This window comes from Parenemella sanctibonifatiensis, assembly GCF_002250565.1.
Lineage (GTDB): Bacteria > Actinomycetota > Actinomycetes > Propionibacteriales > Propionibacteriaceae > Parenemella > Parenemella sanctibonifatiensis.
In genome coordinates, this window is sequence record NZ_NMVJ01000010.1 from 99,244 (window position 1) to 115,899 (window position 16,656).

Sequence of the window (16,656 nt, forward strand, 5' to 3'; positions counted from 1 at the left end):
GAGCTCTTCTCGCCCGCTCCGGCGCCGGACTCAGACAGATTCGACAGAAAGAGAAAACCACCGTGCTGGATGTCAACTACTACGATCAGCTTCGCATCGGTCTGGCCTCTGCCGACCAGATCCGCGAGTGGTCGCATGGCGAAGTCAAGAAGCCCGAGACCATCAACTACCGCACCCTCAAGCCTGAGCGTGACGGCCTGTTCTGCGAGAAGATCTTCGGTCCCACCCGGGACTGGGAATGCTACTGCGGCAAGTACAAGCGTGTCCGCTTCAAGGGCATCATCTGCGAGCGCTGTGGCGTCGAGGTGACCCGTTCCAACGTCCGCCGTGAGCGGATGGGCCACATTGAGCTGGCCGCCCCGGTCACCCACATCTGGTACTTCAAGGGCGTTCCGAGCCGGCTGGGTTACCTGCTGGACATCGCCCCGAAGGACCTGGAGAAGGTCATCTACTTCGCGGCGTACATGATCACCTCGGTTGACGAGGATGCCCGCCACCGTGACCTGGAGCAGCTCGCAGGCAAGGTCGACGTCGAGCGCAAGCAGCTGGAGAACCGTCGCGACGCCGACATCGAGACCCGGATGCAGAAGCTCGAGGAGGACCTGGCCCGTCTCGAGGCCGAGGGCGCCAAGGCCGATGTACGCAACAAGGTCAAGAACGGCTCCGAGAAGGAGATCAAGCAGGTACGCGACCGTGCCCAGCGTGAGCTGGACCGCCTCGATGCCGTGTGGAGTCAGTTCAAGTCGCTCAAGGTCCAGGACCTCCTGGGTGACGAGATCCTCTACCGCGAGATGAAGAACCGGTTCGGCAAGTACTTCAGCGGATCGATGGGTGCCGAGGCGATCCAGCGCCGGCTCATCGACTTCGATCTGGAGGCCGAGTCGGCCAGCCTGCACGAGACCATCCGCAGCGGCAAGGGCCAGCGCAAGACGCGTGCCCTCAAGCGCCTCAAGGTTGTCGCCGCCTTCCGCGACACCACCAACGCCCCCAGCGGCATGGTCCTGGACGCCGTCCCGGTCATCCCGCCGGACCTGCGTCCGATGGTCCAGCTCGACGGTGGCCGGTTTGCCACCTCCGACCTGAACGACCTCTACCGTCGCGTCATCAACCGCAACAACCGCCTCAAGCGGCTGTTGGATCTGGGCGCGCCCGAGATCATCGTCAACAACGAGAAGCGGATGCTGCAGGAGGCCGTGGACTCGCTGTTCGACAACGGTCGCCGGGGCCGTCCGGTCACCGGACCGGGCAACCGCCCGCTGAAGTCGATCTCGGACATGCTCAAGGGCAAGCAGGGCCGGTTCCGTCAGAACCTGCTCGGCAAGCGCGTCGACTACTCCGGCCGTTCGGTCATCGTGGTTGGTCCGCAGCTCGAGTTGCACCAGTGTGGTCTGCCCAAGGCGATGGCGCTGGAGCTCTTCAAGCCCTTCGTCATGAAGCGGCTGGACGACCTCAACCACGCCCAGAACATCAAGTCCGCCAAGCGGATGGTGGAGCGTCAGCGCCCGATCGTGTGGGACGTCCTCGAAGAGGTCATCTCCGAGCACCCGGTGCTGCTGAACCGCGCCCCCACGCTGCACCGACTCGGCATCCAGGCGTTCGAACCGCAGCTGATCGAGGGCAAGGCCATCCAGCTCCACCCGCTGGTCTGTGCCGCCTTCAATGCTGACTTCGACGGTGACCAGATGGCTGTGCACCTTCCGTTGAGCCCCGAGGCCCAGGCCGAGGCGCGCATCCTGATGCTGTCGACGAACAACATCCTGAAGCCGGCTGACGGTCGTCCCGTCACGATGCCTTCGCACGAGATGATCATCGGCATGTACTTCCTCACCATGCTCATCGAGGGCGCGAAGGGTGAGGGGCGTCGCTTCAGCTCGCCCGCCGAGGCGCAGATGGCGTTCGAGAACGGTGAGATCGAGGTGGGTTCGAAGATCCGGGTCCGGGTCCCGAACTACACCCCCTCGGTGGGCCAGTCGATCGACCTGGCTTCCGACGGCTCTGCTGTAGTGGAGACCACCTTCGGACGACTGGTCTTCAACCAGTCGCTGCCCAAGGACTTCCCCTTCGTGGAGGAGTTGGTCGGCAAGAAGGCGATTGGTCGGATCGTCAACGAGTTGGCCGAGCGTTACACCAAGGCTGACGTCACCGACACCCTGGACCGGCTCAAGGACATGGGCTTCTACTGGGGCACCCGCTCCGGTGTGACCGTATCGATCGGCGACGTCACCACGCCGCCGAACAAGCCGGAACTGATGGCCTTCTACGAGGAGAAGGCCACCAAGATCGACAAGCTCTACGAGCGTGGTGCGGTTACGGAGGAGGAGCGCCGTCAGGAGCTCATCCAGATCTGGACCGACGCCGTGGCACGGCTGGGCTCGGAGATGGAGAAGACCTTCTCGGAGACCAACCCGATCTTCATGATGCTGCGCTCGGGCGCACGAGGAAACCTCGTGCAGGTCCGCCAGATTGCCGCCATGCGTGGCTTGGTGGCCAACCCCCGTGGCGAGATCATCCCGCGTCCGATCAAGTCGAACTTCCGTGAGGGCCTCACGGTTCTGGAGTACTTCATCTCCACCCACGGTGGTCGAAAGGGTCAGGCCGACACCGCGCTGCGTACCGCAGACTCCGGTTACCTGACGCGTCGACTGGTGGACGTCGCCCAGGACGTCATCATCCGTGAGGAGGACTGTGGCACCGAGCGTGGTCTGACCAAGCTCATCGCCCAGGACGAGGACGGCACCCTGGTGCCTCACGACGAGGTCGAGACCGCGGTGTACGCCCGTACCCTCGCGGTGGATGCCGTCGACGACAAGGGGGAGGTGCTGGTCCCGGCCGGTGCCGACCTCGGCGATGCCAACATCGCCACGCTGATCCGCGCCGGCGTCACCGAGGTCCGGGTCCGTTCGGTCTTCACCTGTGAGTCGACGGTGGGCACCTGTGCCACCTGTTACGGCCGTTCGCTGGCCAGCGGCAAGCTGGTCGACGTCGGCGAGGCCGTCGGTATCGTCGCAGCCCAGTCGATCGGTGAGCCCGGCACCCAGCTGACGATGCGTACCTTCCACACCGGTGGTGTGGCCGGTGACGACATCACGCAGGGTCTGCCCCGTGTCACCGAGCTCTTCGAGGCTCGTACGCCGCGCGGGAAGGCGCCCATCTCCGATGCCGCCGGCCGCGTCACGATCGAGGAGGGTGAGCGCAGCCGCAAGCTGATCATCACCCGTGACGACGGTGGCGAGGACTTGGAGTACACCGTTGCCAAGCGGGCCCGACTGCTGGTCGAGGACGGCCAGGCCGTCGAGGCCGGTGCCCAGCTGGCCACGGGTACGCCGGATCCGCAGGATGTCCTGCGGGTGCGGGGTGTCCGCTCGGTGCAGCAGCACCTCGTCAGCGAGGTACAGAAGGTGTACGAGGCGCAGGGCGCCGGTATCCACGAGAAGCACCTGGAGATCATCATTCGCCAGATGCTGCGACGGATCACCGTGATCGAGTCCGGCGACGCGAACATGCTTCCGGGTGAGCTGGTGGACCGGCTGTCCTACGAGGCCGAGAACCGTCGCGTCGTGACCGAGGGCGGCCAGCCGGCTCAGGGTCGTGCGGTGCTGATGGGCATCACCAAGGCGTCGCTGGCGACCGAGTCGTGGCTGTCGGCGGCCTCCTTCCAGGAGACCACCAAGGTCCTCACCGACGCGGCCATCAACGGCAAGTCGGACTCCTTGGTCGGCCTGAAGGAGAACGTCATTCTCGGCAAGCTGATCCCGGCGGGTACCGGTCTGGACCGTTACCGCAACGTCCGGGTGGAGCCCACCGCCGATGCCAAGGCGGCGGCGTACACGATGTCCTACGACGCCTACGGCTTCGACTTCGGCACCGGTTCCGGTGACGCAGTGCCGTTGGAGGAGTACGACCTGGGCGGTGACTTCGACCGCGCCTGAGGGCGTACCGTCACGAACTGAGGCACCTCACGGGCCGGCGTACCAACTGGTACGCCGGCCCGTGCTCGTTCCTGTCCCGCCGTTGCTGTCCGGCGCCCGGGCGCCGGTTAGAGTGTCCGCATGCGGATCCTGCACCTCTCGGACACCCATCTGTTGGCCAATCGGGGACGGCATCACGGGCGTGACACCACCGCAGCGTTGGAGGAGATGCTCGCGGGCTGTGAGCGCGACGTCGACGTGGTGATTCACACCGGTGACGTGAGCGAGGACGGCAGTGCGCAGGCTTATCGCAAGGTCCACGATCTGGTGCAGGGCTGGGCCGGCGAAGTGCCGGTGCTGTGGGCGGTCGGCAACCATGACGACGGTCCCACCATGGCCGCGGAGCTGCATGTGCCGCTGGGCGCCATCGCGGTGCACCGGGTGGCCGGCTTCCGGATCATCATGATCGACAGCCACCGGCCTGGACTGGTGGGCGGTGTGGTTGGCGCCGAGCAGTTGGGCCAGTTGCGTCAGGAACTCAGCGACCGGCCCGGCGAGCCGACGGTGTTGGCACTGCACCATCCGCCTGTGGATCCGCTGACCAGGTTGCAGCGAGGGATCCGGCTGCATGACCACGAGGCGCTGTGGGAACTGATCGGTGACTTCGAGGACGTACGCATGGTGCTGGCGGGGCACCTGCACTACCACCTTCACACCGATGGGGTGGTGGGCAACCGGCGGGTGCCGGTCCAGGTCGCACCGGCGATCACCTACCTGGTCGACACCCGGCTGCCGGCGGAGCGCGAACGCTGGCTGGTGGCCAGCGGCGTCGTCCACACCGAGATCCGGCCCGACGGCGGGTGGACCTCACAGGTGTACGCCGCCGCCCCCGACACCAGGGTGAAGCAGGACCCGGATCTGGAGCAGGTGGCTGACGTCGCCGAGCAGTTGGCGGCTGCGGACCAGCGTTGGCTGGCTGAACACACCGAGGCCTGAGTCGGGCTGTCAGCATCAGACCCGGGCGAGGTCCAGGTTGGCGAGGATCTCGTCAACGGTCTCGGACGGGCTTTGTGCGCTGGAGTCCAGCCAGTAGCCGATCTGCTGGGTCTCCTGGCGCAGCACCTGATCCATCGCGCCGGGGGAGAAGTAGACGTAGCCCGCCTTGTGGCGCTGCTGCTCACGCCATTCCAGGGCGGACACGCTGGGGGAGAGCACCACCAGATGCCGCTGCGGAGTGGCGATCGCATCAATGAAATGCTGCAGGTGGGCGCCGATGATGACGTCCTGGACGATCGCGTCGTAGCCGGCCGCAGCCCACTGGTCCGCCACGGCCGCGGCCATGTCGTAGCGCAGCTTCAGCTGCGCGGTTGCCTCGTCGCTGGGGTGGAGGGTCATCTCCTGGCGGCCGTTGACGATCATGCGTCGGAAGCTGTCGCCGCGTACGTGAACGGATCGCTCGAAACGGCTCGCGAGCAACTCGGCTACCGTGGACTTGCCGGAGGCCATGGCGCCGGTGATCACCAGAACCCGCCCTTGGGACTGGGCGGGAATCCGAACCTCCTCGTCCCGCCGGTCAGCCAGATCCGCCTCGTCAGCCACGGGCCCAAGTATGCCAACGCTGGTGCGGAACCGGGCCAGGTGCGTGGGTGTGTTCCCCGCTGAACCGGGAAATTTTGACCTGCGAGGGACTGGCGATTAATCTAGAGCAGTGTGCCCGGGCTGACCGGGCACCTCGTGTGTGCCCGAGCGTGTCATCCCTGAGAGGTGATTTCGCGCAGTTGGACTCACACACGGCGAATTCGCCTGAGCGCGGCCGTGGAAGCGGCCCTCGATCAGATGCGGAGAGCGTGACCCGCAGGTGCCGGATCAACCGTCCTGGCAACGCGGTGCCATGGTCCGCACAGAGTTCGCCACCAAGGAGCTTGCCGAAACATCTTCGGTTTCCCGAGACGAAAGAGATACCAGCCGGTGCCCACAATTCAGCAGCTTGTCCGCAAGGGACGAGCCGACAAGGCCAGCAAGAGCAACACCCCTGCGCTCAAGGGTTCGCCCCAGCGCCGCGGCGTCTGCACCCGCGTCTACACGACGACCCCCAAGAAGCCGAACTCGGCGCTTCGCAAGGTGGCGCGCGTGAAGCTGTCCAGTGGCATCGAGGTCACCGCCTACATCCCTGGCGTTGGCCACAACCTGCAGGAGCACTCCATGGTGCTCGTCCGCGGTGGTCGTGTGAAGGACCTGCCGGGCGTGCGCTACAAGATCATCCGCGGAACCCTTGACACCCAGGGCGTCAAGGGCCGCAAGCAGGCCCGTTCCCGCTACGGCGCCAAGAAGGAGAAGTAATGCCTCGCAAGGGTCCCGCCCCGAAGCGTCCCGTCATGGTCGACCCGGTCTACGGGTCGCCGCTGATCAGCCAGCTCGTCAGCAAGATCCTCTATGACGGCAAGAAGACCGTGGCTCAGCAGATCGTCTACACCGCGCTGGAGGGCACCCGCGCGAAGACTGGTGTTGACCCCGTCCAGACCTTCAAGCGTGCGCTCGACAACATCAAGCCCTCCCTCGAGGTGCGCAGCCGCCGTGTTGGTGGCGCCACCTACCAGGTGCCGGTTGAGGTCAAGCCCGGCCGTTCCACCACGCTGGCGCTGCGCTGGCTGGTGAGCTTCGCCCGGCAGCGCCGCGAGAAGACGATGGCTGAGCGACTCATGAACGAGATCCTCGACGCCAGCAACGGCCTCGGTGCTTCGGTGAAGCGTCGTGAGGACACCCACAAGATGGCTGAGGCGAACCGCGCCTTCGCTCACTACCGCTGGTGAACCTGCTGTCGCAGCGCGCCGGCATCCATCGCTGAACACCCGAATCAGATAAGAGGAATCCTTCCGTGGCAGTCGCAATCGAGACCGACCTGGGCAAAGTCCGCAACATTGGCATCATGGCCCACATTGATGCGGGCAAGACCACCACGACCGAGCGCATCCTGTTCTACACCGGCATCAACCACAAGATCGGTGAGACCCATCAGGGTGGCGCAACGATGGACTGGATGGAGCAGGAGCAGGAGCGCGGCATCACGATCACGTCCGCTGCGACGACCTGCCACTGGAAGGACCACCAGATCAACATCATCGACACCCCCGGGCACGTCGACTTCACTGTTGAGGTGGAGCGCTCGCTCCGCGTCCTTGATGGCGCTGTCGCGGTGTTCGACGGTGTTGCCGGTGTCGAGCCGCAGTCGATGACCGTGTGGCGTCAGGCCGACAAGTACGGCGTGCCGCGCATCTGCTACGTCAACAAGCTGGACCGCACCGGTGCCAACTTCGACTTCTGCGTGGGCACCATCCGGGATCGGCTGAACGCCACCCCGGCCGTGCTGCAGGTGCCGATCGGTTCCGAGGCTGACTTCATCGGTGTCGTTGACCTGGTCAAGATGCGCGCCCTGGTGTGGCGCGGCGAGACCGCGTTGGGCGAGGACTACGAGGTCGAGGAGATCCCGGCCGACCTCGCCGACAAGGCGGCCACCGCTCGTGAGGAACTGCTCGAGGTCATCGCCGATCATGACGATGTCTTCGCCGAGAAGTACCTCGAGGGCGAGTTCACCGACATGGACCTGCAGCAGGGCATCCGTCGCGCGGTGCTCTCCAGCTCCGTGACCGGCGTGCTGTGTGGCACCTCGTTCAAGAACAAGGGCGTCCAGCCGCTGCTCGACGCGGTGCTGGCGTACCTGCCTGCGCCGACCGACGTCGCCGCGATCCAGGGCTTCAAGCCCGGGCATCCGGAGGATGTCATCGAGCGTCACGCTGACGCCGATGAGCCGCTGGCCGCGCTGGCCTTCAAGATCGCCGCTGACCCGCACCTGGGCAAGCTGACCTATGTACGCGTCTACTCCGGCGTCCTGACCGCTGGTTCGCAGGTGCAGAACGGCAACAAGCAGCGCAAGGAGCGGATCGGCAAGATCTACCAGATGCACGCCAACAAGCGTGAGGAGATCTCCGAGATCGGCGCCGGTCAGATCTGCGCCGTGATGGGTCTGAAGGACACCACCACCGGTGACACGCTGTGCGATCCGGCTTCCCCGGTGATCCTGGAGTCGATGGAATTCCCCGACCCCGTCATCGAGCAGGCCATCGAGCCGAAGACCAAGTCCGACCAGGAGAAGCTCGGCGTCGCCATCCAGCGTCTCGCCGAGGAGGACCCGACCTTCAAGGTTCACACCGACGAGGAGACCGGCCAGACCATCATCGGTGGTCAGGGCGAGCTCCAGCTCGAGGTGATGATCGACCGGATGCGTCGTGAGTTCAAGGTCGAGGCCAACATCGGCAAGCCGCAGGTCGCCTATCGCGAGACCCTGCGCAAGCCGGTGGAGAAGGTCGAGTACACCCACAAGAAGCAGTCGGGTGGTTCGGGCCAGTTCGCCAAGGTGATCATCAACCTGGAGCCCCAGGAAGCCGGCAGTGGCTACGAGTTCGTCAACGGCGTCACCGGTGGCCGCATCCCCAAGGAGTACATCCCCGCGGTGGACCAGGGCATCCAGGAGGCCATGCAGTTCGGCGTTCTGGCCGGTTACCCGGTCGAGGACATCAAGGTCACCCTGCTCGACGGCGCGTACCACGACGTCGACTCCTCCGAGCTCGCCTTCAAGATTGCCGGCATCGCCGTCTTCAAGGAGGCGGCCCGCAAGGCCAGCCCCGCCATCCTCGAGCCGCTGATGCGCGTCGAGGTCACCACTCCGGATGACCACTTGGGCACGGTGATCGGCGACCTCAACTCCCGTCGTGGCCAGATGCAGGGCACCCGGGCCGAGCACGGCAACCAGGTCATCACGGCTCTGGTTCCGCTGTCGGAGATGTTCGGCTACGTGGGTGACCTGCGGTCCAAGACCTCGGGTCAGGCCTCGTACTCGATGGAGTTCGACTCCTACGGCGAGTGCCCGCAGTCGGTGGCCGACGAGGTCATCGCCAAGGTTCGCGGGGAGTGAGGCGTGGGGCTCTCGCCCCACCCGACACCCAGCAAGCGCGGTGACAGCAGAATCCAGTTTGACTCTGCTGTCACCGTGCACAAAAATGGTCCGGGTCCCTTGCCGGGACCATGACCGATGGTCACAGTGACCAGCAGTACAGTTCATTTCCATCGCCGCGCGGCCGCGTGGTGAGAATCCAGAAGGAGCCCCAGTGGCAAAGGCCAAGTTCGAGCGGAACAAGCCGCACGTCAACATCGGCACCATCGGGCACATCGACCACGGCAAGACCACGCTGTCCGCGGCGATCTCGAAGGTGCTCTACGACAAGTACCCGGACCTGAACGAGCAGTCGCCGTTCGACCAGATTGACAAGGCTCCCGAGGAGCGTCAGCGCGGCATCACGATCTCGATCGCTCACATCGAGTACCAGACCGAGAACCGTCACTACGCGCACGTTGACTGCCCCGGCCACGCCGACTACGTCAAGAACATGATCACCGGTGCCGCGCAGATGGACGGCGCGATCCTGGTCGTGGCCGCCACTGATGGCCCGATGCCCCAGACCCGCGAGCACGTTCTGCTGGCCCGTCAGGTTGGCGTTCCCGCCATGGTCGTTGCGCTCAACAAGTGCGACATGGTGGACGACGAGGAGCTCATCGAGCTCGTCGAGATGGAGGTCCGCGAACTGCTGGCCAGCCAGGAGTTCGACGAGGACTGCCCGGTCGTCCAGGTCGCTGCCTTCCCCGCCCTGCAGGGCGAGGAGAAGTGGGTCAACTCCGTGCTGTCCCTCATGGACGCCGTTGACGAGTACATCCCCACCCCGGAGCGCGAGGTCGACAAGCCCTTCCTCATGCCCGTCGAGGACGTCTTCACGATCACCGGTCGTGGCACCGTGGTGACCGGCCGTATCGAGCGCGGCATCGTCAAGACTGGCGAGACCGTCGACATCGTGGGCATCCGCGAGGAGAAGCAGACCACCACCATCACCGGTGTTGAGATGTTCCGCAAGATCCTCGACGAGGGCCAGGCAGGCGAGAACGTCGGCCTGCTGCTCCGCGGCACCAAGAAGGAGGACGTGGAGCGCGGCATGGTCGTCATCAAGCCGGGCACCACCACCCCGCACACCGACTTCGAGGCCAACGTCTACATCCTCACCAAGGACGAGGGCGGCCGTCACAAGCCGTTCTTCGGTGGCTACAGCCCGCAGTTCTACTTCCGCACCACCGATGTGACCGGTGAGGTCGAGCTCCCCGACGGCACCGAGATGGTGATGCCCGGTGACACCACCGACATGACCGTCCAGCTCAAGAAGCCGGTCGCCATGGAGGAGCAGCTGAAGTTCGCCATCCGCGAGGGTGGTCGCACCGTCGGCGCTGGTCGTGTGACCAAGGTCATCAAGTGACCCAGCCAATCGGCTGAACTGATCTGATCAGTTGAACGGGGCTCCCGCTGCGGCGGGGGCCCCGTTTGCTGTTCCCCGGGGCGAACGGCCCTGGCGCCGCGGCTCAGTAGTCCGTGGCTTCTACCGAGATCACCTCGTCGTCGGGGCCGACCCAGACCTGGACCGCGGGCGTACTGCCGATGCTGTAGACCAGCAGCGGCCCCCGTTCCTGGTGCTGGAGCCGGGGGATCCGGTACGCCCAACTCGTGACCCGGCCGCGCCGCAGGCCGGCCCGTTCGACGATGGTCGACCAGCCCTGGAGCGCCTGGGCCGGATCGAGCGTCGCCGGATCGAACATCGGCGGCGGCTGTGCTTCCTCGCCACCCCAGATGTCTGTGGTGCGGACCGGGCTGTCGGGTGAGCGCCACGCCCGCAGCTGGCGCCGCGCGAGAGCATGCCACAGGTCAACCCACAGCGAGTCTCCGAAGGAGCCGACGGCGGTGGCCGTAGGGCCGGTCGCTGCCGCCAGCTCAGCCATCGCCGCGCGGGCGCCGGAGACTGAGGACAGGTCCAGCCGCGGCATCCAGCCGCCATTGGCGTGCAGGCTGCGGTCCTGGTCCTCGCGCATCAGGGTGGTCCGACCCAGCGAGTCGACGATCAGGCGTACCACCGGTGCAGTAGTGGCGGGCAGGGCTGCCGCGGGTGCGATGCTGTCCAGCGGCAGCGCCTCCACCGGCAGCCAGTCACGCCCCGGCCACAGCGCGTGGTTGACCTCGCCGAGCCTGGTCCAGTGGGCGGTGGATCCAACCACTCCTTCATGGCGCCAGCCTACGGCGGCGTCGCGACGGGCCATTCGGGAGGCCGGTTGGGACGCTCGCGCCAGTTCAGTCCTTTGGGCTCAGTCCTTCACCAGCAGGGCCACGGGCAGCCGGTCGAAGACCGCGTTGAGCGCCAGCGCGCCGGCAGACCACTGCCTCCCGGTGAGCACATCGGTGGCCGACCAGGGCAACTGCACCGTCGTGTCGGGCCAGCCAGGGCCCGCGTGTGCTCCGAGCGTTACCGGGAGTCGAGTGGCGAGCGTGATCACGCCGCCCCGGTCGAATCCGACCAGGTGCTCGCGTGCCTCGCCCTCGGCCAGGACTGGGGTGTAACCGGTGAACAGTTCAGGCCGCTCCCGGCGCAGCCGCAGGGTCTGGCGTACCACCCAGAACTTGGCCCGGCCGGTCTCGTCCAGTGGCGGGCAGCTGTCGATCTCGGCCAGCAACTGTCGGCGTCGGTCATGGTCGACCGGTCGCCGGTTGTCGGGGTCCACCAGCGAGTCATCCCACAACTCGGTGCCCTGATAGACGTCCGGGACGCCCGGAATGGTGAGTTGCACCAGCTTTTGGCTCAGCGCGTTGACCCGACCTGCGGGCGCCACCACTCCCAGCAGCCGCCCGAGAGCATCACGCAGGCCGGAGTTGTCGTGACCGCGGTCGATCAGCGCGTGCAGGGCTTGCTCATAGCTGGGGTCCTGCTGGGTCCACCGCGTCCGCGTGCCCGCCTCCCGGGCCGCCTTGTCGGCGTAGTCGTAGAGCCGCTGCCGGTCGGTGAGCGGTCCGGTGCCGACCAGGATCTGCGCCAACAGGTACGCCATCGGAGCATCGACACCGAGTTCGGCGCCGGTCTCGACGAACTGCCGGGCGTACCCCTGCCACTCCCGCGGCAGTTCCGACAACACCGCCAACCGGGCCCGGACGTCTTCGCCGCGCTTGGTGTCGTGGGTCGACAGGGCGGTCATGGCGTCGGGCCAGTGGTGCTGGCGGCGTTCCTGAGCGGTGTGGAAGTCGGCCAGGGCGGTGCCGAAGCGGGCGGCGTCACCGCCGACCTCATTGAGGGCGATGGCGCGGGCGTACCGATAGAACGCGGTGTCCTCGGTTCCCTTCGCCATCACCGCGCCGGTGAGTTGCTGGAAGCGGCGCGCGGCCTGTTGGGTCGGGTCAGCCAGCACCGGTAGGACGGCGGCGATGGTGTCGGTGAGGTCCGGCTGCGCCGCGCGGGCCAGCTCGGCAGCTCGGTCGAGCAGTTCCCGGCCGTGGGGGAGGTAGCTGCGATACACCTCGAAGTGGATGGCCAGCGCGGCGATCGCTGCCTCGAGCTCCTGTGGGAATGCGCGGCCTCCGGCTTCAGCGACCAGACGCGCCACCCGGGTGGTTTCGGCGGCCAACATGGTGGTCGCGGCGAGCTCCTTGCCGTCGCGGATGTGGGCCGCAGCATCGCCCTGGTCCCCGGTCAGCTGCTGCCAGCCGGCGGTGGCCTCGGCCTCGCGTGCCGGGTCGAACCACAGCCACAGCACCTCGTTGAGGGCGTCGTAGCCGGTGGTGCCGGCGATCGGCCAGGCCGGCAGGTCCTCGCCCGGTTCGAGGATTTTTTCGCCCACGATCCAAGCGTCCGGTGCCAGCTCGCGCAGCCGGGTGAAGTAGTCGGCCGGGTCGGTGAGGCCGTCGGGATGGTCCACCCGCAGGCCAGTCACCTCGCCGTCGGCGATCCAGCCGGCGATCCGCTGGTGGGTGGCAGCGAAGACGGCCGGGTCCTCCTGGCGTACGCCGGCCAGCGTGCTGATCGCAAAGAAGCGGCGATAGGTGAGCCGCTGGTCTCCCTCGGTCCAGTGACACAGTTCATAGTGCTGTCGTTGCCTCACCTCGGCCAGGTCATCGCCCGGCCGGAAGCTGGCCGGCGCCAGCGGGAAGCGGTGCTCGTGGTATCGGATCTCGCCGGCCTCGGTGTCGAGGAGCAGGTTGTCTTCGTCATCGCCGAGCACGGGCACCAGGATCGGTCCCTCCTCCCAGCTGATGTCGAACCAGTCGGCGTACGGGGAGTCCTGCCCCTGCGCAAGCACATCCCACCAGGCCGGGTTTTCGTGCGGGACCGAGATGCCGAGGTGGTTGGGCACGATGTCGACGACGACGCCGAGCCCGGCTTCCCGGGCAGCGGTGATCAAGGTGCGCCAGCCCTCCTCGCCGCCGCGGGAGACATCGATCATGGTTGGGTCGGTGGTGTCGTAGCCATGGTCGGACCCGCTGGTGGCCTGCAGGACGGGGGAGAGATAGAGGGCGCCGACACCGAGGTCACGCAACTGGGGCACCAGCGCGGCGGCATCGGTCAAGGTGAAGTCGGCGGTGATCTGCAGGCGGTAGGTCGAAGTCGGTGTGCTCACGGGTCCAAGCCTAGAGCGACCCTGTTTCGGCTCGGCAGGGCGGCGATACGCTGGGGACGGCCAGCGGCGCTGCAGGCGAGTCGGGCCACCGTCTTGGGGCCCGGGACACGAGGCGACAGGGGCATCATGCGGATTGGACTGATCACTGGCGGGGGCGACTGCCCGGGACTCAACGCGGCGATTCGGGCCGTGGTCAAGCATGCCGAGAACAGCTACGGACACTCAGTGGTGGGCTTCCGGCACGGCTGGAAGGGGCTCGCTGAGGGCGCAGCCCAGCCGATGTCACGCAACGACGTACGCAATGTACTGCCGCTGGGCGGCACGCTGCTCGGCACCGCCCGCTACCACCCGGACTGGGACGGTGCCGGCATGGCTGCGGTGGCGGCCTCCATCGAGGAGGAGAAGATCTCGGCCCTGATCTGCATCGGCGGTGACGGCAGCCTGTCGGCGGCCGCGCGGGTGGCTGCCGAGACCGGCATCAACGTGGTCGGCATCCCCAAGACCATCGACAACGACGTCGTGATGACCGATTCCACGATCGGCTTCGACACGGCGGTCAACATCGCCACCGAAGCGGTCGACCGGCTCCACACCACTGCCGAGTCCCACAACCGGGTGATGGTGCTGGAGGTGATGGGCCGTAGTGCCGGCTGGCTCGCGGTGATGGCCGGCATTGCCGGCGGCGCCGAGATCGTGCTCGCGCCCGAGGCGCCGTTCGACATGGATCGGGTGGAACGCTTCCTCAAGCACCGGCACCGGGCCCGCAAGTCCTTCTCGATCGTGGTGGTCGCCGAGGGCGCTCATCCGGCCAAAGGCACCTTGGACTACGAGGTGGCGTACGGCAAGCACGGTGAATTGATCGCCGGCTCGGTGGGCAGCGTGGTGGCCCGAGAGATCGAGCAGCGGACCGGCTTCGAGACCCGGCTGACGGTGCTCGGTCACGTCCAACGGGGCGGCTCGCCGCTGCCGACGGACCGGATCCTGGGGTCGCGCTTCGGGGTGGCGGCCGTGGATGCGATCCAGCAGGGCCGATCCAATGTGATGACCGCCAAGCGCGGCATGGACATCGAACTGGTGGATCTGGCAGAGGTGGAGGGCAAGGTGAAGCACGTGCCCGAGGATCTCCTGCGCACGGCAAACGCCCTGGCCTGAGGGCCAGGGCGTTGGAGGGGGCGCTGCCGGGCGCGGATCAGGCGGCCAGGTCTCGTTCCCGGGTCTCGGCGGCCTTTGCGGCTGTAGTGGATGACGCGGTCCCCGTTGTCGGCTCGTCGATCTCGACCGGCCAGCGGCGGCTCTCCGACATCGGCACGCTGGGGATGGACGGCACGATCGCCAGCGCACAGATGATGACGATGCCGAAGACCGAGCCAACGGTGATGAGTAGCTGGGTGATGTCCATGCCGCCCACTGTGCCGCCGATTCGGGACCTCGCCATCGGGCCGCGGACTCCGACTCCCTGCGACGGGAGTCGGAGTCAGGCGGCGCCTCGAACTCGTAGTGCTTGGTGAACTCGCGGTAGAACAGACCCGACAGCAGGCCCACGGCGGTGAAGATGGCGCTGGCCCAGAAGAAAGGCTGCCAGCGGGCGGGGGTGGTGGCGTTCATGGCGACGAATGTGGCGACAGCGCGGCATCCAGCGGATGCGACAGGGTGTCTCTAACGCGCTCCAGCCAATCATGAGGACACCCTGTCGTCAAGGTTTCTGTGGGTCGACTACTCCGATTCCAGCCGCTCGAGGGCGTGGATGCCGCAGGCCCACATAGGGTCGGACGGCTCGTGCTGCAGCATGACCGCCGTCATCATCAGAGCCCAGCCGCGAGCCCTGCGATGCAGACTCCCGGCGTCGACCAGTGGCGTCCGGGCGTCACAGTACCCAGCCCAGGCCCGCTCGTGACCAGCACGCGTGAAGTGCAACCACAGGCAGGCGAGGTCACTGGCCGGGTCACCTGCCGTCAGATCACCCCAGTCGACCAGACCAGCCAGGCGAGTGCTCCCAGCGCTGACATCAACGACCACATTGCCCGGGTGGGGGTCACCGTGCACCCACAGCGCCCGGCCCCGGTGCGCGGGGGCGGCCAGAGCATCCTCGATGATGATGGCCCACTGCGCGACCGATCGTGTCGACGCCGCCAGTTGCCGGAGTCTGTCGGCCCGGTCGGTGAGTGCCACCCCGCGAAAGGGATTCGGTGGCGCCCCGGCCGGGGCGATGCGGTGGACCTTGGCGAGGGCCGTCCCAAACTCGGCCGCGTAGCCGTCGCGCGCACGGGCGTCCAGGGCCACGGCCGAGGTGCCATCCACCCAACGGCAGATCGACCACGGCCAGGGGTATCCCGAGCCCGGCACTCCCTGCCGCACCGGGGTGGGCACCGGCACCGGCAGTTCGGCGCCCACGGTGGGCATCCAGCGCAGCTCATGTTCAATCAGCGCCACGGCCTGGGCTCGCCGTGGCAGCCGCACCACCAGGTCTGGGCCGAGACGAAACAACGCATTGTCCCAACCCTCGCCGGCGGCCGTCAGCGGCAACTCGGCCAGGTCAGGGTGCTGGACATCCAGCAGAGCGCGCACCAGCTCGGCATCGATGGGCACCTCGGCCGGCGGGATGGGCATGAGCACCACCCTAGGAGTCAATCGAGGGCCTCTCCGTGGCGAAGACAGCGGCCCCCCGATGGACGTGATGGGGGATGAGGGCCCGATGGTGCTGATCGAGGCTGGAAACCAGCGTACCCCTCCGTTGGCGGCAACGGCGGGCACTCCCTCAGGTTGGTTTCACGCCCAGGTCGTAGTCCCAGTCACCGGCTTCGCGTCCGGCTTGCAACTCGGCCAGCACGTGCTTGGAGTCGACTCCGGCCTCGAAGTCAACGGTCACCAGACCATAGGTGGTGCCGACCGCCGTGCCCCCCATCGAGGCCATCAGGTCAACGATGCGCTGGGTCTCGGTGCCATTGAGCGGCACGATCCGCGAGCACCAGTGGTTGCCCTGCTCCGCGACCTCGGTGACCCACTCGGAGTCGTCCTCGACCGACTGGGTCCTGAGCACATCGCCGACGGCGATGCCGTAGGCAAAGGCCGGTGTGGCCTCCACGCGGTGCAGGTTCGGCCCAACGGGGGTGGTGTGCAACTGCTCCTCGGTGAAGGGTGGGTAGCCGTCATCGTCCTGCGGCAGGTTGATCCAGACGTGAGCCATGTGGCCAGCCTACTTTCTCCAGCGCGTATGCCCGTC

Annotated in this window: 13 protein-coding genes; 7 read left to right on the top strand and 6 right to left on the bottom strand. The window is 66.8% G+C overall.

The genetic code is table 11. From position 1 onward, the window contains the following. Positions 1 to 62: 62 nt before the first annotated feature. Both CGZ91_RS12235 and CGZ91_RS12240 read left to right on the top strand, forming a co-directional pair. The gene (locus CGZ91_RS12235) at positions 63 to 3,929 is read left to right on the top strand and encodes a DNA-directed RNA polymerase subunit beta' (RefSeq protein ID WP_094455564.1); all 3,867 of its coding nucleotides are present in this window, start codon (positions 63 to 65) and stop codon (positions 3,927 to 3,929) included. 120 nt (positions 3,930 to 4,049) lie between these two features. Further along, a complete protein-coding gene (locus CGZ91_RS12240; protein WP_094455566.1) occupies positions 4,050 to 4,904 on the top strand; it encodes a metallophosphoesterase family protein in 855 nt (284 codons plus the stop codon). Positions 4,905 to 4,919: 15 nt separating this feature from the next. On the opposite strand, the gene CGZ91_RS12245 is transcribed toward CGZ91_RS12240, so the two are convergent. Then, the gene (locus tag CGZ91_RS12245; RefSeq protein WP_229116041.1) at positions 4,920 to 5,507 is read right to left on the bottom strand and encodes an AAA family ATPase; all 588 of its coding nucleotides are present in this window, start codon (positions 5,505 to 5,507) and stop codon (positions 4,920 to 4,922) included. 369 nt (positions 5,508 to 5,876) lie between these two features. On the opposite strand from CGZ91_RS12245, the gene rpsL reads away from it, so the two are divergent. The 4 genes from rpsL to tuf all read left to right on the top strand — a co-directional run bounded on the left by rpsL (position 5,877) and on the right by tuf (position 10,261). Then, on the top strand, positions 5,877 to 6,248 hold the full coding sequence (gene rpsL, locus CGZ91_RS12250; RefSeq protein WP_094450768.1) for a 30S ribosomal protein S12: 372 nt from the start codon (positions 5,877 to 5,879) through the stop codon (positions 6,246 to 6,248). Next, positions 6,248 to 6,718 (top strand): 30S ribosomal protein S7, encoded by a 471-nt coding sequence (gene rpsG, locus CGZ91_RS12255; protein WP_094450769.1) that lies wholly within the window; start codon positions 6,248 to 6,250, stop codon positions 6,716 to 6,718. The genes rpsL and rpsG overlap by 1 nt, the downstream gene beginning before the upstream one ends. Positions 6,719 to 6,834: 116 nt before the next feature. Further along, on the top strand, positions 6,835 to 8,877 hold the full coding sequence (gene fusA / locus CGZ91_RS12260) for an elongation factor G (RefSeq protein WP_229116625.1): 2,043 nt from the start codon (positions 6,835 to 6,837) through the stop codon (positions 8,875 to 8,877). A 193-nt stretch (positions 8,878 to 9,070) separates the two neighbouring features. Continuing rightward, positions 9,071 to 10,261: an elongation factor Tu gene (gene tuf / locus CGZ91_RS12265; RefSeq protein WP_094450771.1), complete on the top strand. Its 1,191-nt coding sequence runs from the start codon at positions 9,071 to 9,073 to the stop codon at positions 10,259 to 10,261. Between the two features lie 103 nt (positions 10,262 to 10,364). On the opposite strand, the gene CGZ91_RS12270 is transcribed toward tuf, so the two are convergent. Next, a complete protein-coding gene (locus CGZ91_RS12270; RefSeq protein ID WP_094455571.1) occupies positions 10,365 to 11,051 on the bottom strand; it encodes a hypothetical protein in 687 nt (228 codons plus the stop codon). An 87-nt stretch (positions 11,052 to 11,138) separates the two neighbouring features. Then, on the bottom strand, positions 11,139 to 13,436 hold the full coding sequence (gene treY / locus CGZ91_RS12275; protein WP_229116609.1) for a malto-oligosyltrehalose synthase: 2,298 nt from the start codon (positions 13,434 to 13,436) through the stop codon (positions 11,139 to 11,141). 126 nt (positions 13,437 to 13,562) lie between these two features. Here treY and CGZ91_RS12280 point away from each other — a divergent pair, with 126 nt between their 5' ends. Then, positions 13,563 to 14,588 carry a 6-phosphofructokinase gene (locus CGZ91_RS12280; protein ID WP_094450902.1) on the top strand — a complete coding sequence of 342 codons (1,026 nt, stop codon included), beginning with the start codon at positions 13,563 to 13,565 and terminating at the stop codon, positions 14,586 to 14,588. Between the two features lie 37 nt (positions 14,589 to 14,625). Here the strand turns inward: CGZ91_RS12280 and CGZ91_RS12285 are convergent, their stop codons facing one another. The 3 genes from CGZ91_RS12285 to CGZ91_RS12295 all read right to left on the bottom strand — a co-directional run bounded on the left by CGZ91_RS12285 (position 14,626) and on the right by CGZ91_RS12295 (position 16,620). Then, a complete protein-coding gene (locus CGZ91_RS12285) occupies positions 14,626 to 14,835 on the bottom strand; it encodes a hypothetical protein (RefSeq protein WP_144276900.1) in 210 nt (69 codons plus the stop codon). Between the two features lie 314 nt (positions 14,836 to 15,149). Further along, positions 15,150 to 16,043, bottom strand: a complete 894-nt coding sequence (locus CGZ91_RS12290; protein WP_229116610.1) for an aminoglycoside phosphotransferase family protein — start codon at positions 16,041 to 16,043, stop codon at positions 15,150 to 15,152. Between the two features lie 148 nt (positions 16,044 to 16,191). After that, positions 16,192 to 16,620 (bottom strand): DUF4265 domain-containing protein, encoded by a 429-nt coding sequence (locus CGZ91_RS12295; RefSeq protein WP_094455577.1) that lies wholly within the window; start codon positions 16,618 to 16,620, stop codon positions 16,192 to 16,194. Between the last annotated feature and the right edge of the window lie 36 nt (positions 16,621 to 16,656).